The organism is Bartonella sp. AP30XZML, from assembly GCF_042195945.1.
Classification (GTDB): domain Bacteria; phylum Pseudomonadota; class Alphaproteobacteria; order Rhizobiales; family Rhizobiaceae; genus Bartonella.
Window position 1 is genome coordinate 36143 of sequence record NZ_JBHIPJ010000036.1, and the last position, 26837, is coordinate 62979.

At 37.4% G+C, this 26837-nt stretch carries 24 protein-coding genes and 2 pseudogenes; 9 read left to right on the forward strand and 17 right to left on the reverse strand.

What is annotated here, in order from left to right:
• Window positions 1–57: 57 nt before the first annotated feature.
• Genes ACFIL2_RS02490 through ACFIL2_RS02500 form a run of 3 tightly spaced genes read right to left on the reverse strand, consistent with a single transcriptional unit; the run spans window position 58 to window position 1846 of the window.
• Window positions 58–462 (reverse strand): hypothetical protein, encoded by a 405-nt coding sequence (locus ACFIL2_RS02490; RefSeq protein ID WP_375677105.1) that lies wholly within the window; start codon window positions 460–462, stop codon window positions 58–60.
• Window positions 459–929: a hypothetical protein gene (locus ACFIL2_RS02495; protein WP_375634693.1), complete on the reverse strand. Its 471-nt coding sequence runs from the start codon at window positions 927–929 to the stop codon at window positions 459–461. Before ACFIL2_RS02495 ends, ACFIL2_RS02490 begins: the two co-directional genes overlap by 4 nt.
• Window positions 926–1846: a hypothetical protein gene (locus ACFIL2_RS02500; protein ID WP_375634694.1), complete on the reverse strand. Its 921-nt coding sequence runs from the start codon at window positions 1844–1846 to the stop codon at window positions 926–928. Before ACFIL2_RS02500 ends, ACFIL2_RS02495 begins: the two co-directional genes overlap by 4 nt.
• Window positions 1847–1979: 133 nt before the next feature.
• Between ACFIL2_RS02500 and ACFIL2_RS02505 the strand changes: the two genes are divergently transcribed.
• The 3 genes and pseudogenes from ACFIL2_RS02505 to ACFIL2_RS02515 all read left to right on the forward strand — a co-directional run.
• The gene (locus ACFIL2_RS02505) at window positions 1980–2174 is read left to right on the forward strand and encodes a DUF488 family protein (RefSeq protein ID WP_375634695.1); all 195 of its coding nucleotides are present in this window, start codon (window positions 1980–1982) and stop codon (window positions 2172–2174) included.
• 353 nt (window positions 2175–2527) lie between these two features.
• Entirely contained in the window at window positions 2528–2899 is a 372-nt protein-coding gene (locus tag ACFIL2_RS02510) for a hypothetical protein (protein ID WP_375633559.1), read from the forward strand.
• Window positions 2851–3749 (forward strand): annotated as a pseudogene (locus tag ACFIL2_RS02515) (tyrosine-type recombinase/integrase); the annotation flags it as partial. The gene ACFIL2_RS02510 and the pseudogene ACFIL2_RS02515, both read left to right, overlap by 49 nt.
• A 57-nt stretch (window positions 3750–3806) precedes the next feature.
• On the opposite strand, the gene ACFIL2_RS02520 reads toward ACFIL2_RS02515, so the two are convergent.
• The 6 genes and pseudogenes from ACFIL2_RS02520 to ACFIL2_RS02545 form a co-directional block, all read right to left on the reverse strand.
• On the reverse strand, window positions 3807–4106 hold the full coding sequence (locus tag ACFIL2_RS02520) for a HigA family addiction module antitoxin (protein WP_375618459.1): 300 nt from the start codon (window positions 4104–4106) through the stop codon (window positions 3807–3809).
• Window positions 4107–4124: 18 nt separating this feature from the next.
• Window positions 4125–4405, reverse strand: a pseudogene (locus ACFIL2_RS02525) (type II toxin-antitoxin system RelE/ParE family toxin).
• Window positions 4406–4611: 206 nt separating this feature from the next.
• Window positions 4612–5280: a ribonuclease HII gene (locus tag ACFIL2_RS02530; protein WP_375633558.1), complete on the reverse strand. Its 669-nt coding sequence runs from the start codon at window positions 5278–5280 to the stop codon at window positions 4612–4614.
• A 166-nt stretch (window positions 5281–5446) separates the two neighbouring features.
• Window positions 5447–6355 (reverse strand): 4-(cytidine 5'-diphospho)-2-C-methyl-D-erythritol kinase, encoded by a 909-nt coding sequence (locus tag ACFIL2_RS02535; protein WP_375634696.1) that lies wholly within the window; start codon window positions 6353–6355, stop codon window positions 5447–5449.
• Window positions 6356–6593: 238 nt separating this feature from the next.
• Window positions 6594–7442, reverse strand: coding sequence for a S49 family peptidase (locus ACFIL2_RS02540; RefSeq protein WP_012754808.1), 849 nt, complete (start codon window positions 7440–7442; stop codon window positions 6594–6596).
• Window positions 7443–7634: 192 nt separating this feature from the next.
• The gene (locus ACFIL2_RS02545) at window positions 7635–8423 is read right to left on the reverse strand and encodes a tRNA1(Val) (adenine(37)-N6)-methyltransferase (protein ID WP_375633556.1); all 789 of its coding nucleotides are present in this window, start codon (window positions 8421–8423) and stop codon (window positions 7635–7637) included.
• 180 nt (window positions 8424–8603) lie between these two features.
• Between ACFIL2_RS02545 and ACFIL2_RS02550 the strand changes: the two genes are divergently transcribed.
• From ACFIL2_RS02550 to glyS, 4 genes are all read left to right on the forward strand, one after another.
• The gene (locus ACFIL2_RS02550) at window positions 8604–9680 is read left to right on the forward strand and encodes a polyprenyl synthetase family protein (protein ID WP_273787893.1); all 1077 of its coding nucleotides are present in this window, start codon (window positions 8604–8606) and stop codon (window positions 9678–9680) included.
• Window positions 9681–9775: 95 nt separating this feature from the next.
• Window positions 9776–11470 carry a tetratricopeptide repeat protein gene (locus ACFIL2_RS02555; RefSeq protein WP_375634697.1) on the forward strand — a complete coding sequence of 565 codons (1695 nt, stop codon included), beginning with the start codon at window positions 9776–9778 and terminating at the stop codon, window positions 11468–11470.
• 91 nt (window positions 11471–11561) lie between these two features.
• Window positions 11562–12503, forward strand: coding sequence for a glycine--tRNA ligase subunit alpha (locus tag ACFIL2_RS02560; protein WP_375606430.1), 942 nt, complete (start codon window positions 11562–11564; stop codon window positions 12501–12503).
• Entirely contained in the window at window positions 12503–14725 is a 2223-nt protein-coding gene (gene glyS / locus ACFIL2_RS02565) for a glycine--tRNA ligase subunit beta (protein WP_375634698.1), read from the forward strand. Before ACFIL2_RS02560 ends, glyS begins: the two co-directional genes overlap by 1 nt.
• 124 nt (window positions 14726–14849) lie before the next feature.
• Here the strand turns inward: glyS and ACFIL2_RS02570 are convergent, their stop codons facing one another.
• From ACFIL2_RS02570 to ACFIL2_RS02605, 8 genes are all read right to left on the reverse strand, one after another.
• Window positions 14850–15344 carry a F0F1 ATP synthase subunit B gene (locus ACFIL2_RS02570; RefSeq protein WP_375633552.1) on the reverse strand — a complete coding sequence of 165 codons (495 nt, stop codon included), beginning with the start codon at window positions 15342–15344 and terminating at the stop codon, window positions 14850–14852.
• A complete protein-coding gene (locus ACFIL2_RS02575) occupies window positions 15341–15922 on the reverse strand; it encodes a F0F1 ATP synthase subunit B (RefSeq protein ID WP_375633551.1) in 582 nt (193 codons plus the stop codon). The genes ACFIL2_RS02570 and ACFIL2_RS02575 overlap by 4 nt, the downstream gene beginning before the upstream one ends.
• Before the next feature lie 143 nt (window positions 15923–16065).
• A complete protein-coding gene (locus ACFIL2_RS02580) occupies window positions 16066–16296 on the reverse strand; it encodes a F0F1 ATP synthase subunit C (RefSeq protein ID WP_005773968.1) in 231 nt (76 codons plus the stop codon).
• Window positions 16297–16350: 54 nt separating this feature from the next.
• Entirely contained in the window at window positions 16351–17109 is a 759-nt protein-coding gene (locus ACFIL2_RS02585) for a F0F1 ATP synthase subunit A (RefSeq protein ID WP_375623586.1), read from the reverse strand.
• A 7-nt stretch (window positions 17110–17116) separates the two neighbouring features.
• The gene (locus ACFIL2_RS02590; RefSeq protein ID WP_375680398.1) at window positions 17117–17551 is read right to left on the reverse strand and encodes an AtpZ/AtpI family protein; all 435 of its coding nucleotides are present in this window, start codon (window positions 17549–17551) and stop codon (window positions 17117–17119) included.
• A 1085-nt stretch (window positions 17552–18636) separates the two neighbouring features.
• Complete coding sequence (der, locus tag ACFIL2_RS02595) at window positions 18637–20061, reverse strand: ribosome biogenesis GTPase Der (protein WP_375680399.1); 1425 nt, start codon at window positions 20059–20061, stop codon at window positions 18637–18639.
• A gap of 4 nt (window positions 20062–20065) precedes the next feature.
• Entirely contained in the window at window positions 20066–20737 is a 672-nt protein-coding gene (locus ACFIL2_RS02600) for a tetratricopeptide repeat protein (protein ID WP_375640008.1), read from the reverse strand.
• Window positions 20738–21318: 581 nt separating this feature from the next.
• Complete coding sequence (locus ACFIL2_RS02605) at window positions 21319–23091, reverse strand: SLC13 family permease (RefSeq protein ID WP_375634700.1); 1773 nt, start codon at window positions 23089–23091, stop codon at window positions 21319–21321.
• Between the two features lie 354 nt (window positions 23092–23445).
• Between ACFIL2_RS02605 and ACFIL2_RS02610 the strand changes: the two genes are divergently transcribed.
• Together ACFIL2_RS02610 and nhaA are read left to right on the forward strand one after the other, a co-directional pair.
• Entirely contained in the window at window positions 23446–25152 is a 1707-nt protein-coding gene (locus tag ACFIL2_RS02610; RefSeq protein WP_375634701.1) for a hypothetical protein, read from the forward strand.
• A gap of 146 nt (window positions 25153–25298) precedes the next feature.
• The gene (gene nhaA, locus ACFIL2_RS02615) at window positions 25299–26657 is read left to right on the forward strand and encodes a Na+/H+ antiporter NhaA (RefSeq protein WP_375636598.1); all 1359 of its coding nucleotides are present in this window, start codon (window positions 25299–25301) and stop codon (window positions 26655–26657) included.
• Window positions 26658–26837: the final 180 nt, after the last annotated feature.

Here is a 26837-nt window from a genome sequence, read left to right on the forward strand (position 1 = left end):
CATCAACCTGGTGCTTTATTTGGTGTAAATTCAAGGCTTTCTCTGCTGAAGTAAGACTTAAGGTTTGCATTCAAGTTGTTCTGAATGTTTTTTACAATAAGGGCTATTTAAGCGCCTCTTGACACTTCTCTGTGGGATGACAGCACCTGGACGACAAATCGGAAGATTTTCTTCTTTAAAAGTATAACACCATCCCCCTTCATGTTCATCTTTATAGTGGAATCCTGATTGAATCATGCAAGCATGGACTGTTGCCTGTGCATTAATACTCTGCTCTCTGCTTTCTGAATCCTCATCATAAGGCGTTGGCATTCCACATTCTAATAAAGCTTTTCCTATCTCAGTAAAATCTGCTCCTGACTTCTCCCAGATATACATATACCCTGGAGCAGGCTTAAAAAAATTACACCCAGCTATACTTAACAGGATTATCCCGCTTAATAATCTTAAAATGTGTTTCATTTTTTGCTCCATGAATTAATTGAATCAATTTGTATCCGGTGAGATGAACCATAATCATGTCTACATGCTCGATCCGCATTTGCATAACAAACATGAGGACTTGGATAATCAAATAGTACTTTCTTTGCCTCTTTAACTGCGTTACTACCAAGGGGACTCTTGTCAAAAGTAGCGGGATTTTTGCCAAACACAACACCAACAAAATCATCTGCATGGTTTTCCAAGCCGACAGTGGTTTTCTTTCCATCCCTTAAGATATATAACGTATCTGCCATGTCTTGAGTATTATAAGCTGGACCAAAAAAATTAACCGTTGTTTCCTTTGCTATACCGTGAACACCATGCTTTACTAAATCATGTGATCCATTTCCTGCTGTTATGGTACCACGACTATGGGCATCATCATGCAATCCTGTATTGCCATAAAGATACATTGTATCCTGGAATTTCTTGGTTGAATTGGTCAATCCAAAAAAAATCTACCTTCCAGAAACTTCTGAAAAATCGCTATCCCTACTTCCACTTCCCAGTCTTCAGCTTCTGGGAAGTATGTAAAATAAAGGGGACCATGATCATTGTCAGCAAACTGGACAGTATAACGCGCAGCATCATCTGGTGAGGTAAAAATACCATTGTAAAACATATGAACCTTGCCATCAGAACCTTTTTGTAAATGTTTTTCTTCTTCTGGTGTTAAATAGTGATACAGAGGTATTTTTCTTCCATAGCTGTCTTTTATATAGTTTCCATTTTTATCTGTTGCATAGAGGACATTGCCATTTTCATCATGCTCAACCTCACCCTCAGGATGCTCTTTGAGATATGCGAATTCACGTATTTTGTCCCAGTATCCCAATCCTTCATCCGATAAATCATTGATCATATCTACGCGATTATGCACTACCCCCTCAAGCGATGCGACATCTAGCTGTTCTACTGCTTGGTGTGCTGCTGCGGTGTTGCGGTTGAGAGAGCCAATGATTTGTCCAGCATCTTGCCCCATCGCCCTCTGTCCAGTTGTATCAGTAAGGATGATAGTCCCATCACTGATAGCAGATTTGGTTTCCCCTTCTGCTCCATCCTTGGCTTTGCCGTGATTTAAAACATTCTTGGCAATGTTTTTTATCGTGTCATTCCCAGAAAGGCTAAACCCATGGCTGCTGGCTTTAGCATGGGCACTGTTGCTGATATCACTGGTGCTAATGCTTCCAGTGGTCAGGCTGTTTTTGTCCGCCGAGGCTGTGCTAGCAATAATGCCTCCGGTTAGGGTCGTTTTGTCTTTAACAATGATATTAAAGCCGCCATCACCCGCTTTGATGCCTGATTGCTCCACAACACTATGATAATCGCTAGAGGATTTATCCTTTTGGAAAGAGGCACTCATGGAGCCCCCACCTATTTACTAAGGAAATTNGGATTTATCCTTTTGGAAAGAGGCACTCATGGAGCCCCCACCTATTTACTAAGGAAATTAAACGTGTGTAACATCAAACATATCATCATACAGTCTGCTAAAGATGAGAGCTTTGTTTTTTACCATTGGCTATGAAAGAAAATCCTTTGAGGACTATTTCAATCAACTTATCAAAAATAATATTAAACTTTTGTATGATATTCGTAAAAATCCAATAAGCAGAAAATACGGATTTTCAAAAAGACAATTAGAGAAAGTTGTAAACAACATTGATATTGAATATATGGCATATGCCTGAACTTGGAATCGCCTCTGAAAAACGAAGAAATTTGAAAACACAAAAGATTATGATCGCCTTTTTGAAGATTATCAAAATACAACTCTCAAGGATAATTCTTGTGCAATAAACAAATTATATCAAATTTTTTTAACAAAAAGCGCGTTGCAATCACCTGTTTTGAAGCCAATGTATGCATGTGTCATAGAGGACAACTCGCATTAGCTCTCATTCCATTGCCTGATTGGAAATATGAAATTAAGCACATCTAAAAAATAAATTTGCATATTTTTTTAAAATGGGAGTGCCCATATGCCTCCCAGCCCCCTACCCATTCCTAACAACTTTTAAGTGATGCATGATTCACGCTACGGGTGAATTCTGCGCAAATCAAGGAAAAGAAATATGAACTGACCGATGAAACAATTGAGGTTGGTGGATACATTACACTTTACCGCATCCGTGCTTTGAGAGACTTTGGAGATGTAAAGGCAGGTGATCTTGGCGCTTTTACACAAAAAGAAGACAATCTAAGTCATGATGGCAATTGCTGGATAAGTGATGATGCAAAAGTCTATGGTTATGCCAAGGTTTTTGGGGATGCACATGTTTACGGTGGCACATTTATTAGTGGAAAAGCTAAAATTTATGGAAATACTAAAATTTATGACAGTCCATTGATTTCCATCAGAGCAAATATACGCTGGCTATTAAACAAGCGCAAAATGGCATCTCCAAGAAAATAAACAGACTTACAAAAGGCTCTTTCGATTGGTTATTGCATCAGTATTTACAAAGCATGCAATGGCATAATCAATCAGAATCTACTAAAAAAATTAAATATCGAATTCTGAATAATGTTTCTAAACATATCGGTGATCGTGCATATAAAAGCATAAACAAACAACACATTCTTGAAGCCGTAGATAGAAGGCGAGAGACCCCCGCGGCGGTAAAACATTTTTTGACCTCTTTAAACAGTCTCTTTAATTGGGCGGTTGATAATGATCTTTTGAATAGAAATCCTGCTTTTAATTAAAAGCACCAAAATCTTTAAACAGTGGGGGATTACTGCCATGGCTAGAAGAGGACATAGACAAATATTATCACCGTTGGTCACATGGTACACATGAACGCGTCTGGATTGATGTTCTTCTTTATACAGGCTTGCGTCGTGGTGATGCCGTTCGTATCGGCTGGAAAGATATCACAACAGATAATATTATTCATTTAAAAACAGAAAAGAGCCAATTTAAAACAGATGTTTTTCTTCCTATTTTATCAGAACTAGAGGAAACCCTTAAAATTGGTCCCATAGGTGATGAAACATTCATTTGTGGTAAAGGTGGAAATAAGCTTGTCAAAGAAAGTTTTGGCAACCTCTTTCATGAAGCATGTAATGCGGCGGGTATTAAAAAATCAGCGCACCGATTGCGAAAATTAGCAGCAAAACGTGCTGCCAATGCTGGTGCTACGGTTTCACAAATGAAAGCGCTTTTTGGCTGGACAGAAGATAAAATGGCATCCCTTTGTACCAGAACAGCCGATAGAAAACGACTTGCAATAGAAGCAATCAAAAAGCTACAAAAAAGTTAGAGCAATGGGCAGCAGCTAAAAAAACAAACCAAAGCACCATCAAAATTATTAACGAAATCAAAGCGGCGTTTGAGGTGTATCAGAAACAAGAAGAGAAATAGGTGGTTGTGCCTGTTGCTTTGTTTGCCATAAATTATAGTTTGTTTGCATATCCAACCAAAATTTTGCTTTACTGAAACCAGCTAATTCTAATTTAATAGCAAGCTCGGTACTTATAGAAGCATGTCCGTTAATCACTCTTGATAAAGAAGCTCTTGTCATATGGAGATGATCAGCTAATTTTTGTATTGTTATCCCCATTTCTTCTAAGAAAGCTACTTTCAGAACTTCACCCGGATGTGCGGGGTTATGCATCATTTTCTTTCATTCCTCTCATCAATGGTAATCTTGATAATCAACAAGCTCCACATCTGTTCCTATAAAGCGAAAAGTAACACGCCAATTTCCATTCATCCATATAGAATAGTACCCTGTAAGTTCACCTTTAAGAGGGTGTATTTTAAAGGCAGGCGCTCTCAACATTTCAGGCGTAGTAGCACTTGTTAAAGCCGTTAAGATAACGCGTAATTTTTTACGTGATCTGGTCAAATAGCTTTTGTGGAACCTGTTGTATAAAATAATTTTAAGCCCTTATGTTTAAAACTCACAATTGCCATATACTGCCCCTTGTCGTATATCATTGCTATACGGTTAATAACAATAAGAGTCAAGCCCATGTTAGAAATATCTGATTATATATCTGGAAAAAATGGATGGGAATAAGTGATAAAAAAGCTTCAAAAAGGTTAGGGATAGACACCCAAAAAAACATAACAGAATCAATGATTATAAAATCCCTTACTCTTGTAATAAATTATTGATTTTAATTGCCTTTTTTACACTCTTTTAGTGGTGCAAAACTATAACGATGTAATCCTATAACTGGTCCATATTTATCAAGAGCTGTACGATGCGCTAGCGTTGCATAACCTACATGCTTCTCTAAACCATACCCTTTATAAACTTGTCCTGCACATTCCATCATCCGGTCACGCGTTACTTTTGCAATAATAGATGCGGCTGCAATGGAAACCGAACGCTGATCACCCTTAATCAACGCCATTGCAGGACAGGACAACTCAGAAGGAATATCACGCCCATCAACAAGGACATAGTGGACTGGAATGGCTAATCCTATAATACAGCGACGCATTGCTTCTAAAGTTGCTTTTCTAATATTGGATTGATCAATTGTACGAGCACAAAGACTGGCAACTGAAACCGCTAATGCACTTTGCAAAATTTCATGATAAAGTCTATTTCGTTGGAGAAAAGAAAGTTTTTTTGAATCATTTAACCCATTAGGAATACGATCTTTATCCAAGATAACTGCTGCTGTTACCACAGGTCCAGCGAGAGGCCCCCGTCCTACTTCATCAACACCTGCTATATGAAAAAAACCCTGTTTTTGCAAATACAATTCGCACGAAAAATTTGGTTGTAGCGGAAAATTAAACATCTTTGATAAATCACAAATACAACAAACATACATCTATTTCTGTAGACTGATCATTTTTTGCAAGCATTACAGTTTTAAATGGCTCTTCAAACATTCCGCGAATTCTTGCACAAAAAATAAAAAAACACATTTCTTTGGTTACCCTCTTTTATTATGTATAATAAAATCATGATGAAATAAAAGCTTTTATATTTATTTATCAAATAGTTCCTAAAGTCATGATAGGTTTTATAAACCAATTTGGGTGCATTGATTTGATAAAAAGAGCTGCTTGTTGCGCCGTTTGTTTATTTTTAAAAATGCCAAAGCAAGTTGCTCCCGTTCCAGACATACGGGAAAAAAGAGCCCCACATTCATCTAATATAGATAACACTTCAGCTAACTGAGGTGCTATTTTTAATGCAGGAGAAAAAAGATCATTACGCGTTTCTTGTAAAACTTCAACTAATGAATCAACACTCTTTAAAGCGTCTGTATTAATTTTTAAAGAAGGATTATGACGCTTCTCTAACGCTTTAAAAACAGCTTGTGTTGAAATCTCTTGTCCATGATTAACCAATACCATTGCTAATGAACAAGCTTCTTTTAGTCGTATCATCTCTTGACCAATCCCTTTAACCAAAAGCGGCTGCTGATACTTTAATGCACAAAGGCACATGGGAACATCAGCACCAAGAACTAAGCTCATTTTTGCTAATTCTTCGTAAGAGCAATCAAGATTCCACTGCCGACGCAACATGCTGATAACCCCAGCTGCATCACCTGAGCCACCACCAATGCCTGAAGCAACAGGTAATGTTTTTACAAGCCGAAAAAAAGCAGGTTGAGCACATTCCGGAAAAGTCTTATGCATAAAGTCCCGTGCGCGAATAACCAAATTGTCTAAATGAGAAACAAGCCCTTTTGCAAACGGCCCCGTCAAAACAAACTGATTATTTTCACAAGGTGCATAGTGTAGACAATCACCGCTAAGACTAAAATAAACCAAACTTTCTATTAAATGATACCCATCAGCACGTTGCCCCACAACATGTAGAGCTAAATTCAATTTAATAGGTGTAAATAAATAGGAATGTCTTTGGAACGAAGTTTGTACATTTGATATCATATGACGTAATATTCACTTACATAGGGTTCTTTTAAAAATTCCCCCCTTTTACCCATACTTTTAGCACGAGCCCTATAAACAGCTTGGAATATTCTTAATCGTTTTCTAAAAAAACAATAAATATAAAGAGTTCTCATACAAAATAAACGACATGTTCTCATTCATATCATTTCAAGCCTTTTTTCTTCTAGCATCTGTTTTTAGATAAAAATCTCTCTGGCTTGAATGATCCTTTCCATCACAAACCATAACGCTGCCAAAGCGCTCGCTCTTCTGCTGCCATCAATGCACTATCAACGACTGTATAAACCGTATGTGCCGTCACTCCTGAAGGCGTTTTAGGTCCTAAAAAACTTTTTGGAGGCATAATAAGTCGAAGTTTTGCATCATTACCAAAGCGCTCCTTAATAACAGAACGTACATCATTCAATCCATCAACCAGACCAAGCTCAACGCTTTGTTTTCCACTCCAAAACATTCCTGTAAAGAGATTCGAATCATCTGATAATTTTTCAGCACGCCGTTCTTTAACCAAATCGATAAAAGTTTGATGCACTTCAAGTTGGAGAGATTTCAAATGCTCAATATCCGCCTTTTTTTCTGGCTGAAATGGATCTAATGTAACTTTGTTCTTTCCTGCTGTGTATACACGCCGTTCGATACCAATTTTCTTCAAAAGTTCCGGAAAACCAAAGGAAGCTGAAACCACTCCAATGGAACCAACAATTGAAGAAGGATCTGCAAAAATTTCATCCCCTGCACAAGCAATCATATAACCACCAGATGCTGCAATATCTTCAATAAACACAAGTACCTTTTTATTTTTTTCTTCTGCCAAGTCACGAATGCGCTTGAAGATAAAACGCGATTGTACAGGTGAACCACCAGGAGAATTAATAATAAGTGCAACAGCCGGTGACTTTTTGTGTGCGAAAGCCTTCTCTAAAAGATTTGCACACCTACTGAGGGAAAGGGTACGAGATATAGATGCTGATGAATCCATAATTGCTCCTTGAAGGCGCACCACAGGAATTTCAAGTTTATCGGAAGAAAAACGGCGTGGAATAAAACTTTTAATAAAATCCATCAAAACAAAATCTCCTTATAAATTAAGAACAATTAAATAGGCAAGGACAACAAAAAGGAACAACGCTATAATATCCAAAAGCGCCAATCAATCCCCACATTACAACCAGAAATATAACTTCACCCAAAAGCTAAACCTCCCTAATGACAAAGTGTAGACTTTAAATAATAAACTAAAAAACACAAGATACTATTAGAAAAGTTCCCACAAGCTTATATATCCATTATTAATTGCATCAACTCGAGGTGAAAAAGTATGGTCATTACCTTCATGTATAACCAATGCCGGTAAAATAGATAAAGCTGCTCTGCTTCCTCGTTTTGCGTAAAATAAAAGACGAATTGCTGCTGTTTTCGCACGGGCATGCACAGGAATTATACAAATACCACCAAAACGCCCTTCTAAAGCACGCAAGATATCTGTCAGCGATTGTGGACGTGCAATGAGCCCTAAGTATCCACCTGGCTTAACAATAGCTGCTGCACTCCGCAACCAGTTATCAAACATTGCTTCAGACATAACATGTGCTTCAGATTTTTGTTTATCAGGTGTCTTACGATCGGTGGGATTATTAAAAGGTGGATTCATAATCGCAAAATCAAAGCTATTATCTATCAAACCTGCTTTTATACGGGCATTCCCTTTGAAGGTAACATCTGCTTCTAGCAAACAAATTCGGCTAGCAAATTGTTTATTTTGTTTTAGCATAAGCGTTTTTTGAGCGTAAGATACCATAAAAGCTGAACGTTCAACTAAGGTAACATGAACTTTCAGACAACGCGAAGCAACAGCCAACCCTGCAGCTCCAGCACCTGCGCCTAAATCAACAACCTTGCCCTTTAAATTACTTGGAACCAAACTAGCCAATAACATCGCATCCATTCCAGAACGATGACCATATTTATGGGGTTGAACCAAATAAAATTTTCCGCGGTGAAAACTGTCAATTGTTTCACCACTCTGATTCGTTGTTTTATCCATTTAAAAGCCTAATGTTCACCTTTATAAACTGCATTTTTGCCATTCAGCTGCTATTTTAAATTTTTTTATTATTTCATAACAACAAGATTACACTCGCTAAAGAACATTTCTTGCCAATAACATTCCAAGCTTACACTTCAAAGCGCCATCAAAAGCTTGAGTCAAAACCAAACCCCCTTTATGCTAGTAAATAAAGTAAATTTTATATATGTCCATTGCAATACTCTAGGAGTAAACACATTGAGCGCAGCTATCAAACCAGAACAAATAAGAAATAATCAAATTTCTCTTCAATCTCTTGTCAATCTTACTCAAAAAGATATGGAGCGTGTAAATCAATTTATTCTCTCTATGGCAAAATCAGAGGTTGAGATGATCCCTGAAATTTCTAACCATCTTATTTCATCAGGTGGAAAGCGATTACGCCCAATGATTACGCTCGCTTCTGCTCATATGTTCGGTTATCAAAGTGACGGACATATAAAACTCGCAACAGCTGTTGAATTTATGCATACAGCAACATTACTACACGATGATGTGATTGATGAAAGTAATTTGCGACGTGGAAAATCCACGGCACGGATGATTTGGGGGAATCAAGCAAGCGTACTTGTTGGTGATTTCCTGTTGGGTCAGGCTTTTAAAATGATGGTCGATGTCGGTTCCATAGAAGCGCTCTCTGTCCTAGCGAACGCTGCTGCAATTATTGCTGAAGGAGAAGTCATGCAACTTTCTGCTGCAAAAAATATCAAAACCAGCCCTTCAGACTATCTCAAAATCATCAATGCCAAAACAGCCGCACTTTTTTCAGCAGCCGCTGAAGTAGGACCGATTGTTGCTGGCTATGGACATAAAGAGCGTTCTTCATTACGTGAATATGGAACATCTTTAGGTTTAGCTTTCCAATTGATTGATGATGCACTTGACTATAGCGGTAGTGCTCAAAGCTTAGGAAAAAATATAGGGGATGATTTTAGAGAAGGAAAAATAACAATGCCTGTTATTATCGCATATGAACGTGGAAATATAGTAGAAAAAAATTTCTGGAAACAAGCACTTGAAGATGGCAATAACAATAATGAAGCCTTCGCATACGCGCAACACTTAATAGAAAAGTATGATAGTATCACAGATACAATAGAACAAGCACGCATCTACGGAAAACATGCAATTGATGCTCTTGTTCCCATGAACGAAAATCTTGCTTACAATGCTCTCGTTGAGACTGTTGAATTTTGTATTGCGCGCGTAAACTGAATTCTTTGCAAGAATCGCAGTATTTCTCAATAAAGTAATGAGATATGATCTATAAACAACACCATCGATTGATTATCTTGAAAAGGATTAGCTCCATGTGCTCTGCAACGGTATCCCGAATTTTTACCCTCTTTATCGTGGGTATCATGCTGATGCCATTCCCCACCTACAGTAAAATAAGCACCGCAATTCATACAAGCTCATTTACAGGTGCTTATTTAGCTGGAAGGGTTGCAAATCATGAAAATAAAACAGAACTTGCTATCAATTACTTTAAACAAGCACTCATTTATCAACCTGATAACATTGAAACACAAAAAGAGCTCCTTGAAGCTATGCTCTCGGTCGGAAACTTTAAAGAAGCTGTCCAACAAGCCCAAAAACTCAAAGAGCAAGATGTTATAACTCCCTTTGTTTCCTTAACTTTGTCAGTAGAAAGTCTCATCAAAAAAGACTATAAGAATGCCAATTTTCTTCTACAATCAAAAGAACCTCCGAAATCCAATAATCCAATACCTGAACTCATCGGTGCTTGGATTAAATTTGGATCTGGACAAAAATCTCAAGCAATCACTGATCTTAAGAAACTCAAAGGTCCTGTCTGGTATGACCTTTTTATATCTTATCATCTAGCACTTATGAGCGACCTTGCAGAACAGCCAAAGGATGCAAAAAAATATTTCATTAAAGCACTGAATAACAAACAGGGAACTCTTATCGCTCCTAATACTTATGAGCGTATTATCATAGCCTATGCCTCATTCCAATTGCGCCATAATATGCGCAACCAAGCTCTTCAAACAATCCAGCATGGCGAACAAATGTTGTCAGATCGAGAAGTCCTTAAAAACTTTCGAGAAAAAATTGAAAAAAATTCTTTCTTAGAGAGAGTTATTAAAACACCTCAACAAGGAGCAGCCGAGGTATTATATAATTTTGGAACAGCCCTCAACTACAAAAACTCAGGGCGAATTGCACGTATTTTTAAGCAATTATCTTTCGCCTTATACCCTCAAAATGACGCAACACTGTTTCAGCTCGCACACATTTCTGCTAAATTGAACGATCCACATCAAGCAATTAAACTTTATCGCGCTTTATCCCCTAAATCTCCTTATTATAAAGATGGACAACTTCATCTTGCATTCCTTCTTGCCAATAACAACAATTACAAAGAAGCAATAAAATTACTCACATTGTTAAATAAAAAATTTCCCAATGATCGTAATATTTTGATAACGCTCGTTGCTTTTTATATGCAGGACAATAAATTTCTTGAGGCCATTAAAACTCTAGACTACGCTATTACAAAGATAAAAAACTTTCAGCAGGACGATTGGAAACTCTTTTATCAGCGTGGTATTGCTTTTGAACGTTTAAAGCAATGGTCAAAAGCAGAACTTGACTTGCGAAAATCACTTGAATTTTTCCCAAATCAACCGCAGGTTCTTAATTATTTAGCCTATTCCCTTGTGGAACGTGGTGAGAAGCTTGAAGAATCGCTCCGTATGCTACAAAAAGCCTCTGCTTTACAAGCTCACAACAGCCATATTCTCGATTCTTTAGGGTGGGCTTATTATAAACTAAAAGAATATAATAAAGCAGTGCAAATATTAGAAAATGCTGTCAGATTACAACCTGAGGACCCAACACTGAATGATCATTTAGGGGATGCCTATTGGAAAGTTGGGCGTAAACGTGAAGCAATCTTTCAATGGAACCATGCAATTGACGGAAAACCAGAAAATTCTGAACAAATTCAAGAAAAGTTGAAATTTGGTTTGCAATAAACGATGCTTAACCATAAACCACATGAATAATAAATAGAGAAACTAAAATTACTTTGGTTTTTTGTTTAGTCCAATATAAAGAGTATAAAGCGTGAAACTACCTGAACATCTTAACCCCAAACGTTCTTTTCAGGGACTAATCTTAACTTTGCAAAATTATTGGGCACACTATGGATGTGCAATTTTGCAACCTTACGATATGGAAGTCGGAGCTGGGACTTTTCATCCAGCAACAACATTACGCTCTCTAGGACCACGCCCTTGGAAAGTTGCTTATGTCCAACCCTCTCGACGTCCAACAGATGGCCGATATGGTAAGAATCCAAATCGTTTACAACACTATTATCAATTCCAAGTGCTTCTCAAACCCTCTCCGCTCAATCTACAAGAACTTTATATAAAGTCGCTACAAGCTATCGGGCTTGATACAAAACTGCATGATATTCGCTTTGTTGAAGATGATTGGGAAAGTCCCACTCTTGGTGCTTGGGGGCTTGGATGGGAATGTTGGTGCGATGGAATGGAAGTCTCTCAATTTACTTATTTTCAACAAGTGTGCGGCATTGAATGCGCTCCTGTTTCAGGGGAACTCACATACGGTCTTGAGCGTCTAGCGATGTATATCCAAGGGGTTGATAACGTCTATGACCTTAACTTTAATGGTTTGGAGGGAGAAAACAAAATAAGTTATAGAGATATTTTTTTACAGGCAGAACAGGAATACTCATATTATAACTTCGAATTTGCTGATACAAAACTGCTCCATCAGCACTTTATCGATGCAGAACGCGAATGCAGCGCACTTCTTGATGCTGGAAAACCAAATAAAGAAAATGTATTCCATCGCTGTGTTTTTCCTGCCTATGATCAATGTATTAAAGCAAGCCATATCTTTAATCTTTTGCAAGCACGTGGCGTTATTTCTGTAACCGAACGACAAAATTACATTCTTCGCGTTCGTAATCTCGCCCGCCGTTGTGGGGAAGCCTTCTTACTCACAGAAGCTGGACAAATATATACTGGAGAAGCCTAATGTCTGATCTTCTTCTTGAACTTTTCAGTGAAGAAATCCCTGCACGTATGCAACGAAAAGCTGCTGCTGATCTTAAAAAATCTGTTACAGATCAACTTGTGAATGCTGGATTGATCTATGAAGCTGCTCGTGAATATTGGACACCTTGTCGGCTCACATTGGACATACGCGGACTTTCCATACGCTCCAAAGATATCCATGAAGAACGCAAAGGTCCCAGTATAAAATCACCACAGCATGTAATTGATGGTTTTCTACGTGCAACAGGATTAAACGATATTTCTGAAGCGCATATTGGACATGATGATAAAAAAGGTCATTTTTATATTGCTAAAATTGTTAAAAAAGGTCGAGCTGCAGAAGAAATTATTGCCGATATTTTACCGGATATTATCCGCAACTTTCCGTGGCCGAAATCTATGCGTTGGGGAAAAGATTCAGCACAAAGTGGTACTCTGAAGTGGATTAGACCTTTACAAAACATTCTTTGCATCTTCGGACCAGAAATTGGTGAAACACATGTTATTCCGTTTACAATTGGTTCTCTTAAAAGCAATAATTTAACTTATGGTCATCGTTTCTTAAGTGATGGAAAGCCATTTCAAGTGCGCCGCTTTGATGACTATGTTACTCAACTTGAAACCCATAAAGTCATTCTGGATGCCGAAAGACGAAAGAATATTATTTTAGCTGATGCCCAAAATCTCTGCTTTGCAAACGGTTTAGAACTGGTTCAAGACAATCCCCTCCTAGAAGAAGTTGCTGGTCTTGTTGAATGGCCTGTTATCTTGATGGGTGATTTTGACCAATCATTCCTTGATATTCCTCCAGAAATTATTCGCTTGACCATTCGAGCCAATCAAAAATGTTTTGTCACCCGCAAACAAGGAGAAAAAGTAAAACTTTCTCATCATTTTATTCTCGTTTCTAATATTCTTGCAAATGATGAAGGCAAAGAAATTTCGAAAGGAAATAGTAAGGTTGTCCGTGCCCGTCTTTCTGATGCACTTCATTTTTGGCAAACCGATCAGCGTGATTTGCCTGATCTTCAACAATTGGAATCTTCTATAAAAAAATTTCAACTTGATATAAAAAAGCCTCTCGATCAAAGAATGGCACGACTTGATCATTTGAATGTAACTTTTCATGCTAAATTAGGTACACAAGGAGCAAGGGTAGAACGCATTGCTACACTCGCACAAGAAATTGCCCCTTTGATACAAACAGATCCTCTTTTAGCAAAACGTGCAGCCATCCTTGCAAAAGCTGATTTGCAAACAGAAATTGTCGGAGAATTTCCTGAACTACAAGGTGTTATGGGGAAAAAATACGCCCTTCTTCAAGGGGAAGATCCTCGCATAGCTGTAGCAATCGAAGACCATTATAAACCTCAAGGACCAACAGATCGTCTTCCACAAGAACCACTTGCTATAACCGTTATGCTCTCCGACAAAATTGACATGCTCGTTGGCTTTTGGCTCATTAATGAAAAACCAACGGGCTCAAAAGATCCCTATGCGTTAAGACGAGCAGCATTGGGAATTATTAGGCTTGTACTTTCGCGAGATTGGAAAATCAATCTTATGCCACTGTTTCAGTTAGCAATGAATCTTTTCTTACAACAAAAAAATAAATATGAAATCTCTCAAAGAGAAAATTCACAATTGATGAATCTGCTTCCAGAAAAAAATGAATATATTTTATCAGACCTGTTATTCTTTTTTCATGACCGTTTGAAAATCTATCTAAAAGAGGAAGGTGCTCGTTACGATGCCCTTGAAGCCGTTTTAAATAAAGATTCTGATGATTTTTTATTGGTTGCACGTCGTGTCGAATCGCTTATCGCTTTTATCAATACCTATGATGGAATGAACTTTGTAGCCTCTGTAAAACGTACTGCCAATATTCTTGAAAATGAATTTCAAAAAAGCACAACAATAGCGAATGAAATTAATCCTGAGCTCTTTGTCGAGAAAGAAGAAAAGCAGCTCTATCATGCAATCTGTGAAGTAGAAAGAAAGGTTCTTGCCCCCATCAATGCAACAAATTTATCATTTGCCCTCAGTGTGCTAGCGCCACTTGGAAAATTGATTGATATATTTTTTGAAAAAGTATTGGTGAATGATAAAAAACCTGATATTCGTGCTAACCGTCTTGCTCTTCTCAAACGCACTTACATTGTGACACAATCGGTTGCAGACTTCTCAAAACTTGTCATTTAAAATCAAAATACCCTATTAACTGATAAAAACAATGAAGATAATTTTTTCTTTTTTATGACTTTTATTAATTAATATTGAGAAAATTATGCAACCAAAGAGAGTGTTCTTTATCTCTCAAATATCATTAATTAAGATATGTTTTCATTTTGATAAATGATTCTTTCTCAAGAGACTCTTTGATAAGTTCATCAGCCTTGTTAGAATCTATTTCCCTTGCAATAAGGGTACGTGCTGTAGAAATTGCCAAATCAATCGCCGATGAAGAAACCATGCGTATTGCATCGGCTTCTGCTTGGGCAATTTTTTGTTCTGCCAATTTATTGCGGTTTTTTACATATTCTTCTGCTTTTGCACGGGCCTCAGCAATAACAGATTCAACTTCATGCTTTGCTGCTGCAATAATTTCTTGCGCATCTTTTTCTGCTTCTGCATGTTTGCGTTGATATTCAGCCAATATTTCCTGTGCCTCTTCACGAAAACGCAGCGCCTCATCCAGTTCATCTTTGATACGTTTCGCGCGTGCATCAAGATGGTGTATAACCCTCTGTGGAATTTGGAAATAGACTAAAAGAGCCAAAAAAAGAACTAACCCAACAAATGCCCAAAAAGTATCAGTCATCTTTGTCTTCCTCCATAATCCGCAGTTTTAACAACTGAACGAACAGCCTCTTTGCTGATATCAACGTCAATCAATTTTTTCACAATTTCAAGAGCTACTTCTTCAGCGATAGAACCAACATTTTGCATCGCTTTATCCCGAATTTTTGTTATCTGTTTTTCAGCATCTGCGAGTTTTTTCTCTAGACTCTCTTCAATTTCTTTCCGTTCAAGCTCTGCCTTTTCTTTTAATTCTTCACTAGCTACCTGCGCTATAGCCTGCGCGTTCAAACGCGCTTCCGCTAATTTCCGCTCATAAGTTTCAACAACAATGTCTGCTTCTTGCTTCATGCGCATTGCCTGATCTAAATCAGATGCTATTCGATCTCGCCGTGTTTCAATAACACCGCCAATACGTGGTACAATTACACGGGAGATAAAAAGATAAAAAAGTACGAAAGAAATTGCCAACCAGAAAAAATGCGAACCAAAATGCACAAAATCAAAAGGCGGAAACACACGATTTGCATGCTCTGCCACCTTTTTAATATGTTCTATCGACGTTTCAGTGTTCTGTGCATAAGCGCTTGAAACAAACATCCTCTTTCATCCTTTAAATAGCTTATTAAAGCCCTCTATAACCGATGATAACTGACTAACATCTCTCTGGCATCTCTCTGGTTAAGAGCCTAAAAGGGTAAATCTTTCCTCATGCAAGAACAGATATACCCTTTTGATGATGATTAAACCCCAAAAAGAAGTAATAAAGCAATGAGCAATGAAAAAATTCCCAAAGCTTCTGTTACAGCAAAACCAAAGACGAGACGTCCAAACTGACTATCTGCTGCTGATGGATTTCGTAATGCACCAGAAAGATAGCTACCAAAAATATTACCAAGTCCTAAAGCTGTTCCAGCCATACCAAAGCAAGCAAGACCAGCACCAATATATTTTGCTGCAAGCACCATTTCCATGTTATTCTCCTTTAAAGCGAAATTGCATTATTCGACGGAAAACCGCCAGTTCTATTAATGTCCTGGATGAATTGCATCATTAAGATACATACAAGTTAAAACCGTAAAGACGTAAGCCTGAAGAAATGCGACCAAAAACTCAAGAGCAGTAATTGCTACAGTCATAATAAGCGGTAAAATCGAACCACCCACACCTACGAGTCCTACCCCAATCATTGAAACAACAAACCCAGAAAACACTTTAAGCGTAATATGACCAGCAAGCATATTCGCAAAAAGACGAAGAGAAAGACTAATTGGACGGGAGAGAAAAGAAATAACCTCAATCATTGTCACCAGAGGTAAAACCACAACAGGAACTCCACTGGGAACGAACAGTTTCAAAAAACTGACCCCATGCTTATAAAAGCCATAACCAATCACCGTCAAGATTACCACCATTGCTAACGAAAACGTGATCATGATTTGAGACGTAACCGTATAAAAATAAGGAAAGAGACCAATAAAGTTAGCAACCAAAATAAAAGTAAACAGAGAAAAAACTAAAGGGAAAAACTGCATTCCCTGTACACCAGATGATTCCCGCAGAGTCGATGCTACAAATTCATATGCCATTTCCGAAAGAGACTGCATCCGCGTTGGAACCAATCCACGACTCGATGATGAAATAAAGAGAAAAATAGAAGTTACAACAACCGTGAGGACTGTAAACAATGATACATTTGTAAACGATAAATCCATATTTCCTATGGAAATCTTAATCAGCCTTGAAACCTCAAACTGATGAATAGGATCTGGAGCGTGTGCTGTCACTTCAACCTCATTTATCGGACCTCTCATTGGCCCCTTTATCTTGTTTATCTTGGCGCAATACGCCTTTTTTTCCTAATTGACTGGAGGAAACATACCCCACAGACCGAAGAATACTCAATACACCCGCAGCAAATCCAAAGAAGAGAAAAAATACCAATCCCCAAGGACATGAACTTGCTAACTTATCAAACCCCAACCCCAAAACAATACCAACTATAATACTTGCCAGAAACTCACTGGAAAGCTTAATTGCACCTGCCATCCTTCCTTGTGATTTTTCCCGCTTACTCTTATACTCCCGCTTCTTTAATGCTTGCTTGCGCACTAAAGCTACGCTTAAGTTCCTACTACGACATTCCAAATCCTCTGAATGAAGACACTCTCCTTGCTTTTTCTCTTCAGCCTCCTTACGGCTCATAACGGGTTTCTCGCCCATCGCCATCATTGGCTCCTTAATTAAAAAGCAACGTAAGAATACATTTCATAAAACCGTGTGCATCATATTGTTCCCGAATTTATTCGTCAAGATACTAAAAGAAATCTATCACAAGTTATCGTATAAATTTCATTGCAGAAATAACGTATTTTTCAATTTACATGCTTTCTTAAAAAGATATTCTAAGCACCTAAACCGATTTCACGACAGCACCCGTGAATGTATAACGAAAAGTTCCCGTGAATAATATAAAACTTATAGAACAACCATTTTACGCTTAACGAAAGGTGTAAACTAATACCATCTTATTTTCCGGCTCCCAATGTTATATCAGTCCTAGTTTTGAAAGAGAACATAGAAAACTAAAAACAGTATGAGAACGTTGGTTTTCTCCTTTTATTCGAATAAACTTGCACTTTTCATTTTATGAAAATGATAATAATCAATGGTTTCTGTATGATCCTATTCGCAAAGTATTTTATATACACCATTACAAGCCTCATCACGAAATGAGCTTAAGGGTATTAAGAGAAGCTCCTTTAAATACAAGATATTAATAAATCAAAAATTTCAAATAGATTAAGCCAATAGAACACAATAAAATTTAAATATGATTACCATACCACTTTATACAATTTTAATCTACTTTTATAAACTTCGCTCCTTACAATTGAATATCTGTGGATTCAGCAAATATTTTTGCTTTTTATTCAGACAAACAAGCAAAAGCGCTTATTCATAAGCTTTATTTTTATGAAACGATAATCTAATGCTGCTTTTCAAACAAGCATCATAATTATATTCCCCTACCCTCATATTGTGCATCTATTCTTGCACTTAAATAACCCATTAAGAGGATTATGTACTCTTTCTTAAATACTCCCTATTAAACTCTTCTCATGACATGCAAATAAATGATCTTTATCAAGATGAGAGAGCTCTATTTAATAGCGCTCATGATAAATGATTATCAATAAAATTAAAACTTTAGCAAATAAAACTTTTTCTTTTATGAAAAGAAAGATCATTAAAAAACTTATTTTTAAGATTCTTAAGTATAGATTTCATTCACTTAAAAAATTAAAGAGTTATCATTTCTTCTTGGAACGTGTCGCAAAAGGATTATCAGAAGCTCGTAATGATATGCGAACGGGTATACCAGACATATCAAATGTTTCACGTAACCCATTGACAAGATAACGCAAGTACGACTGGGTCATACTTTTGGGGCGCGAGCAGGAAATCATAAATCCAGGAGGACGTGTCTTAACCTGTGTGATGTATTTAACCTTAAGTCGACGTCCAGAAACCGCAGGAGGTGGATGATGTGCCACAACAGTTCCAAGCCATTGGTTCAATTTAGCCGTCGAAATGCGACGATTCCATACACGGTGCATCATCATGACATTTTCCATCAGTTTATCAATCCCTTGACCATATTGTCCTGATAAAGGAACAGCTCTCAAACCACGAACTTGAGGAAGAAATCGCGCACATTTTTCATGCAAATCAATCAATGTGGTCTGACTGTTTTCAATAAGGTCCCACTTATTGAAAGCAATAACTGGAACACGCCCTTCACGAATCACAAGATCAGCAATTTGTAAATCCTGCTTTTCAAAAGGTATCGTTGCATCAAAAACAATGACCACCACTTCTGCAAAACGAATAGCACGTAAAGTATCTGCAACAGATAGTTTTTCTAATTTTTCTTGAATTCTCGATTTTCGACGTAAACCTGCAGTATCAAAAAGTTTAATATGACGACCACGCCATTCCCAATCTACAGAAATAGAATCACGCGTGAGTCCTGCTTCTGGTCCTGTTAACAATCGCTCTTGTTTCAACATACTATTGATAAGAGTGGATTTTCCTGTATTGGGACGCCCCGCAATTGCAATCCTAATGGGCTTACTTTCATCGTAAATAAGCTCCTCTTCTTCCAAATCCTTTACATCATCACCAACAGATGCAGGTTGTATCATTCTATCTTCTTCTTTGTTGTTGCCAAAAGCATGCTCTGACCCAACAGCATCTATAATTGCATCACGCAGATCACTAAGTCCCAAACCATGTTCAGCCGATATTGGGCACGGCTCCCCCAAACCTAATGACCACGCCTCATACTCTCCTCCTGTTGCCGCTCTTGACTCAGACTTATTGGCAACAAGCACAATTGGCTTTCCTGATTTGCGAACCAATGAAGAAAAATTTAAATCACTTGGTGTTATTCCGCTCTTTGCATCAAATACAAATAAAATAAGATCCGCTTCATCAATTGCAACTTTTGTATGAGAACGCATACGCCCCTCAAGTGTATGATCACCTGCTTCTTCCAGCCCAGCGGTATCAATCACATCAAAACATAGATCTTGAAGTTTTGCCGCATGAATACGCCGATCACGTGTTACACCAGGCTTATCATCAACCAAAGCCAATTTTTGCCCAACCAAACGATTAAATAGTGTTGACTTCCCAACATTGGGACGACCAACGATAGCAATGGTAAGGCTCATCGATTTATTCCTTATTTGCCTTGCCCTCTGCTTGTATAAGCTCAAGCATCATTCGAGCCCGATCTGTTATTTTTAAACCCAAAGAACCTTCTTCAGAAATTTTCTTAAAATAATAAACCGCCTCATCCATTTTATCCGCCTTATAAGCAGCTAAGCCTAAAGCTTCTCTTGCAGACATACGCATAGGATCGGTATCACTTGCCATATCTTTGATGCGCTTTTCAACATCAGTTAATGTCCCTGTATCAACCAGAATATAAGCCGCCCGAATTTTTGCAACTTTCTGCAAAATCTGCGGTGCTTTCTCATCCGCTGCAACAGAATCACAGATCTCCACTGACTTAATAATATCACCTTTCTCCATGAGTAAAGAAGCCTCACGTAAACGAGCAAGAAAAGGATACCCCCCAAAATGAGAGGTTTTAACCGTTTCTAATTGCTTTATCGCTTTATCAAAATCACGTGTATCCGCAAGATCAAGACTCTTTACAAATGCATCACCAATATAACCAGCTTTCTTTATTTGTGTATGATGATAAACTTGATAAGCAACTATCATGAATATAAAAAGAATAGCTGCTCCAATAATTGAAAAACCATACCGTCTCCAAAAAGCAAGCGCCTTTTCCTGACGAAATTCTGCATTCACTTCAGCAATAAAACTATCATACGACATATCTCATACCTTGAAAAAAGTTACTTCACCTATGCTTTTACGCATAAATGGATAAAGATGGTAGCCCTAATTAACTAAAAATCTTTAAATTGCTCGTTTATTTATTTTAAATCAACATGTAGCCAATTCAATCAGATTTTTGCAACAGTCTTAATCGAAAATGATGTAAGCACCCTGTTTGTTCACATTACAGCTTTTACATATATTGAGTCTTATGAAAAATTCACTGCCTTAATATTTATCATGATTGCCTATCATCTCAAGCGAACTTTCTCCCCATTATATAGAGGGATAATCTTTTGAAGTCTTCAACCGCAATCGTTGGTTGTATTGGATTATACAATTATAATAGAAAAACCAATTCTTGAAAAAACTTGAATAAACAGTAAATTTCCACGAATACCTACTAAAACCAAATAGATAAATCTTATCTGTATCAAAAATACCGAAGCGCCATGATTAAAGTGTGGTATAATTCCAAATCTTCAGTTAAAGTTCTATATACAAAGTGTATCCCTTCAGCTTATCTTCATGCGATTAACAACTTTTTATAATTGATCCTTAAAGTTTTTTAAAATATCCTATTGTAAGGGCCAAACCCACATAAGCATTGGAACAGCAATAATAACGATCAACACCGCCAATGGAGCACCCAAACGTGGATAATCACTAAAACGATATCCTCCTGGCGCCATCACGAGCATATTACTTTGATGTCCAATAGGTGTAAGAAACTCACAACCCGCACCAATTGCAACAGCCATCAAAAAAGCTTCAGGCTTATAATGAAGGGAATGAGCAAAACTTGACGCAATTGGTGCTACCATCATCACTGTTGCTGCATTATTCAAAAATGGCGTGACCAACATAGCTGTCACCAACATAAGTGCTAAGGCACCAGATGGTGGGAAAAATATTGCCAATTGGCTCAGCCATTGACCAATGAGATCCGTACATCCTGTTTTCTCTAACGCTTCACTCACTGGAATAAGAGCCGCTAATAGTACTAATATTTGGCCATCTAATGCCTGATACAGATCACGCGCGGGCAAAACGCGAAAGATAACCATTGCAGCAGCAGCAGAAAAAAAAGAAAACGCAACGGGAACAATATGAAAAGCTGTAAAAATAATTGCTATAAATAAAACAGCTAAAGAGATGAAACCATGTCGTAAATTTCCAAACACAATATTTCGTTTTGCTAGGGGCAGGCATTTCAATTCTCTTAACAAATTTGGAATAACTGCATCCTGTCCTTGCAAAACAATCACATCGCCAAGATGGAAAATAATATCATCAAGTCTTCCCCGCACCCTTTCATGTTGACGACTTAACGCAAGCAGATTTACATTATAGTGATCAAATAGGGAAAACTCTTTCGCACTAATACCAATAAGGGGTGAATTATGGGTGATGACTGCTTCAATAATATCGATGTCACTGTCCTTATCACCTGCAGCAATAGTTCGCCCCTTAGAAAACTCTAAACGAGCAGAGTTCATCACGCTATCTAACCCTGTATGCGACCCTTCCAGCAAAATAATATCATTTTCAGACAAAACAAAATCTGGTAACGGTGAAATAGATACTTTGTTTCTGATGATTTGAATCACCATAACATCACCACTTGATGGCTTAACCAAATCAACAATATTTTTTCCCACAATCGGTGAATTTATTGGAATATGCACTTCTGCAACATAATTACGAATATCAATGGCATCATCAAACGATACACCTGAACGTACACGCACAGGCAAAAGCCAATAAAAAAGAACCAAATATAAAACACCAGCCGTCGCAATAACCGCACCAACTGGTGTAAAATCAAACATAGTAAAAGGTGTTCCGGCTAAACGTTCTTGCATCGCTGAAATAACAACATTGGGAGATGTTCCTATCTGTGTCATAAGCCCCCCCAACAAAGAACCAAAGGCCATGGGCATCAAAAAGACAGAAGGAGAAACCTGAGAACGACGTGCAAACTGAAAAGCTATCGGAAGCATAATAGCCAAAGCACCAATATTTTTAACAAACATTGATAATACGACAACAGAAAGAACTAAAAAGGCTAATTGAAGACGCACAGATTTCACGTCTGGCCATATCCGTTGAATAATAAACTCCATTATACCAGAGCGCGATACAGCCGTACTGACAACAAACACACTCCCCACGATAATAACGATATCATTACTAAAACCGCTAAAAGCTTCCTTCGGACTGACAAGACCAAGGGCACAAGCTATTAATAATGTACAAATAGCAACAAGATCATAACGAAATCGATCCCAAATAAAAACAACCATCATGAGACCAATGATCGAAAAAGCCATTATTTGATTTTCTGTCATAACACTTACCTCTCCCCATTAAATTATAATGAACAAGAACATATTTTTTATGTTTTAAATATTCCTATAAACAGCAGCAAGATAAAAGCAGACATCGGAATATTTTAGGATAATTTTAAAGTGATAAAAAATTATGATGCGCATAAACTTACCTCTCCTTATTATGCGTTCTTTTCTATAAAGAGCTAAACTCAAAGAAAATTGATAAAAGTTGATAAAGCTATATTGCAAAAAAGATGAGAATAACTCTAATATAGAGAGTAGATAATTGTTGAAACTGGTACACGCTATATTTAAACCTTTGTCGTTGCTTAAAAGAATTTATCTTCACTCTCAATTCAAAGAGTGATAAAAATGAAAGAAGAAAGAATGGTCAATCTTAATAGTGGGTATCAAAGTAACCTCAGATATTGGCTCACTTGTATTATTGGATTTGTTGCTATCTTGGCAATTATAATTGTTGGTGGATTTTATATCGCAAAACCCTATCTTGACAGTTTTGTAAAACAAGAAATAGCCCGTCGTGGTATAAAAGCCCGAACATCTGAAGTAAGCATTCTAGGTAAAATCAATTTGAAGAATGTGACATTACCTGTTCCAGCTGGTACATCACTTAGAATTGGTGCCATTTCTGCCCGTCCTCCCCTTTCCTTTATTCCCGGAACTTTTACATTTTATAATGTTGATTTAAAGCATAATAATATTCATGTGCAAATTCCCCAAATTTCTCTTCGGAGTGTATCCTTAAAAGAAAAAGATAGAACGATAACATCACGGCTTTTACAATCAATGATGCGTATTGAGCTTTCCTCAATTATTGCTCCCAATATACAACTTTCTATAGAAAATAAAAATAACCGAATAGAAACGGTTGAAGTCAAGAATTTCCAGCTTTCTGATTTTAGAAATAACCATATCCATTCAGTTAGTATCAAAAATATGGATCTTAAAACGGTCGTAGCAAATGGTGCCAAACAGATGCAACTTATGGCTAAAAGTGATACAATAAAAGCCCATGATATCGACATCAACTATGCCTACTCTATCATTTTTGGAAAAAACAATGCTCTCAATCAAGGTAAAACCGTTACTGGCCCCATTTCTTTGAATAATATAAGTGTCGATATTTTTGAAGAAGCAGAAAAAAACAGCTCTTTCTTCCTTGGGCAGTTTAAAACATCTGGTTTAAAGATGAAACCGCTTGAGCAACCTCCTGAAAAATTAATCAAAGCTTATCTTAATGCAAGAAAAGAGAATAATAAAATCGCCGAAAAAGTAGCACAAAATGGTCTTCTTCTAAACATACTGCTCGCCATTACCTCAGCGGATGCCAAAGTTGATAATATCACCGTTGATATACCGCAGTTGAAAGCAACGCTCGAATCATTCCAATTCAAACCAAGTTTGTGGAAACAACCTATCCCTAAAAAGCTTTTTCTTTCTCTCAATAACCTTTCCGTTTTACCTAAAAAAATGAATGAAAAAGACTTAGATTTCTTCAAAAATCTGAACTTTGAGCGCTTTAATGTTTCAGGAAAAATTGATATTTCTTACGATGAAAAAAAACGTATACTCTTTCTTGATACAATGTCTTTCAATATGAAAAACGTTGGATCTGGGAACATATCGGCTAAGGTTATTGATGTTGATGAAAAGCTTTTTTCTGGTCAGAAAAATATAATGATTGCTGCGTCTCAAGACCTTGGCATCAATGAAATTGATATACAATATACGGATGCAGGTTTCATTGATAAGCTTTTTTCTTATCTTGCGCAAAATCTTAATGACAGCCAACATGATCTAAAAAAGGAACTTTATGACGATTTCTATCTAATGATGACGCAGACCCCAAAAATTCTGCTAAAAAATCATGACGAAGCAGAAAAAATTTCAAAATCCTTAGGAGAATTTGCTAAAAATCCACAAACATTGATCGTTAAAATTAAAGCAAACGATAATAAAGGTCTCGCAATAGTTGATCTCGAATCTGCTCTACAAAATGATCTATCTAAGGCTTTAAGCAAAGTACATCTCACTATTAAAAATGAAGCGTCGCGTTAAACATTTTGTGCTTTAAACATGATGATCTTGTCTATAAATTAAGAACTTTATTCCTCTTTTTTCTTTTGTATGATACAGAAGGTATCATACAAAGTCATTTATACAGAGAGTATAGAATCTAAAATTGACGATGCTTGGAGTTGTTCATGTCTGATTTATCTTCAAATCGCCTGCCTAATCGCGTTTCTCGTGTCACTAATCAAGCGCTTTCTGCTATCGAGCGTTTTCTCCATATTGAAGCTCTTAGTGGTGTTGTTCTTTTATTAGCTGCTGCTGCTGCACTTATTTTTGCCAATTCTAAATATGCTGCTTTCTATGAATCTTTTTGGCATACACCTCTTGGCTTTAATTTGGGTCATTTCACTCTTTCATGGGATTTACATTTCTGGGTTAATGATGCCCTTATGACTATTTTCTTTCTCGTCGCTGGAATGGAAATTCGACGCGAAATTCATGAAGGTGCTCTTGCCGATTTTAAACAAGCAATCTTACCAATTGTTGCTGCAATAGGGGGCGTTTGTGTTCCTGCAATTATTTACTTTATCTTCAATTTTAACGAAGGACATATCCGCGGTTGGGCTGTGCCAACAGCAACAGATATTGCCTTTGCTCTAGGTATTCTTGCTCTTCTAGGAAAAAAAATTCCTTCTAATCTTCATATTATTCTTCTATCATTAGCAATTATTGACGATATTATCGCTGTTCTTATTATTGCTTTTTTCTACTCAACAAACATTGATCCTAGTGGTTTAATGATTGCAGGAGCGGGTATTGCTTTGGTACTATTTTTTCAGTGGATCGGGCTTGCATCAGCATGGCTTTACATTTTACCTGGTGCAATCATTTGGTGGGGTTTAATGGTAACAGGCGTTCACCCATCGCTTGCTGGCGTAATCTTAGGGATGATGACTCCCGTTCTTCCTACCCGTACTCTTGTAGCGCCACTCACCATGCTCAGTAACGCTATGCAAATTCTTCAAGAAAAAAATACAAAAACAGATCTGCATCATATTTCAACAGCATTGAAAAAGATGCGCAAAGGACAACGGGCCATGATCGCCCCAGTAACACGTGTTCAAAAAGCATTGCATCCATGGGTTGCATACGGTATCATGCCAGTTTTTGCCTTCGCAAATGCAGGAGTAAGTTTTGCAAACTTTGATCTTTCTTCTGACAAATCATTCTTGATTGTTCTGGGTGTTGTCATTGGTCTTTTCATCGGTAAGCCTCTTGGTATTATCACTGCCAGTTATATAGCTGTAAAATCAGGGATATGCCGCCTCCCCCCTCATATGACCTGGACAGGCGTTTTACTCATTGGTTTTTTAGCAGGAATTGGCTTTACAATGTCTATTTTTGTTTCAATGCTCGCTTTTAAAGATATTATTCTGCTTGATGCGGCAAAAATTGGGGTCCTCTGTGGCTCTGGTTTATCTGCTCTTATTGGTCTGGGATATGGATTTATTTATATTAAGCGCAATAAAGGAATTTCTCATAGTTCCTAACAAACTAACTGAAAATACATTTTTATGCAGAACTTTTAAAAAGCGATTTCGCTCATTTGTTGGGTTCGGACGATATTTAATGTAAAAGCTGTTGTCTCGCCTCATCTTTACACTTATAAAGGAGAAAACTAACATCATCATACTATTTACGAGCTTCTAATGTTGAAACACCTTTGACTC

What these genes read in the sequence shown, in the direction of transcription:
- ACFIL2_RS02490 (WP_375677105.1), bottom strand. Translation starts at nt 462, where the DNA reads ATGAAACACATTTTAAGATTATTAAGCGGGATAATCCTGTTAAGTATA.
- ACFIL2_RS02500 (WP_375634694.1), bottom strand. Translation starts at nt 1,846, where the DNA reads ATGAGTGCCTCTTTCCAAAAGGATAAATCCTCTAGCGATTATCATAGT.
- ACFIL2_RS02505 (WP_375634695.1), top strand. Translation starts at nt 1,980, where the DNA reads ATGAGAGCTTTGTTTTTTACCATTGGCTATGAAAGAAAATCCTTTGAG.
- ACFIL2_RS02520 (WP_375618459.1), bottom strand. Translation starts at nt 4,106, where the DNA reads ATGATGCATAACCCCGCACATCCGGGTGAAGTTCTGAAAGTAGCTTTC.
- ACFIL2_RS02530 (WP_375633558.1), bottom strand. Translation starts at nt 5,280, where the DNA reads ATGTATGTTTGTTGTATTTGTGATTTATCAAAGATGTTTAATTTTCCG.
- ACFIL2_RS02535 (WP_375634696.1), bottom strand. Translation starts at nt 6,355, where the DNA reads ATGATATCAAATGTACAAACTTCGTTCCAAAGACATTCCTATTTATTT.
- ACFIL2_RS02540 (WP_012754808.1), bottom strand. Translation starts at nt 7,442, where the DNA reads ATGGATTTTATTAAAAGTTTTATTCCACGCCGTTTTTCTTCCGATAAA.
- ACFIL2_RS02545 (WP_375633556.1), bottom strand. Translation starts at nt 8,423, where the DNA reads ATGGATAAAACAACGAATCAGAGTGGTGAAACAATTGACAGTTTTCAC.
- ACFIL2_RS02550 (WP_273787893.1), top strand. Translation starts at nt 8,604, where the DNA reads ATGCTAGTAAATAAAGTAAATTTTATATATGTCCATTGCAATACTCTA.
- ACFIL2_RS02555 (WP_375634697.1), top strand. Translation starts at nt 9,776, where the DNA reads ATGTGCTCTGCAACGGTATCCCGAATTTTTACCCTCTTTATCGTGGGT.
- glyS (WP_375634698.1), top strand. Translation starts at nt 12,503, where the DNA reads ATGTCTGATCTTCTTCTTGAACTTTTCAGTGAAGAAATCCCTGCACGT.
- ACFIL2_RS02570 (WP_375633552.1), bottom strand. Translation starts at nt 15,344, where the DNA reads ATGACTGATACTTTTTGGGCATTTGTTGGGTTAGTTCTTTTTTTGGCT.
- ACFIL2_RS02575 (WP_375633551.1), bottom strand. Translation starts at nt 15,922, where the DNA reads ATGTTTGTTTCAAGCGCTTATGCACAGAACACTGAAACGTCGATAGAA.
- ACFIL2_RS02580 (WP_005773968.1), bottom strand. Translation starts at nt 16,296, where the DNA reads ATGGAAATGGTGCTTGCAGCAAAATATATTGGTGCTGGTCTTGCTTGC.
- ACFIL2_RS02590 (WP_375680398.1), bottom strand. Translation starts at nt 17,551, where the DNA reads ATGGCGATGGGCGAGAAACCCGTTATGAGCCGTAAGGAGGCTGAAGAG.
- der (WP_375680399.1), bottom strand. Translation starts at nt 20,061, where the DNA reads ATGAGCCTTACCATTGCTATCGTTGGTCGTCCCAATGTTGGGAAGTCA.
- ACFIL2_RS02600 (WP_375640008.1), bottom strand. Translation starts at nt 20,737, where the DNA reads ATGTCGTATGATAGTTTTATTGCTGAAGTGAATGCAGAATTTCGTCAG.
- ACFIL2_RS02605 (WP_375634700.1), bottom strand. Translation starts at nt 23,091, where the DNA reads ATGACAGAAAATCAAATAATGGCTTTTTCGATCATTGGTCTCATGATG.
- ACFIL2_RS02610 (WP_375634701.1), top strand. Translation starts at nt 23,446, where the DNA reads ATGAAAGAAGAAAGAATGGTCAATCTTAATAGTGGGTATCAAAGTAAC.
- nhaA (WP_375636598.1), top strand. Translation starts at nt 25,299, where the DNA reads ATGTCTGATTTATCTTCAAATCGCCTGCCTAATCGCGTTTCTCGTGTC.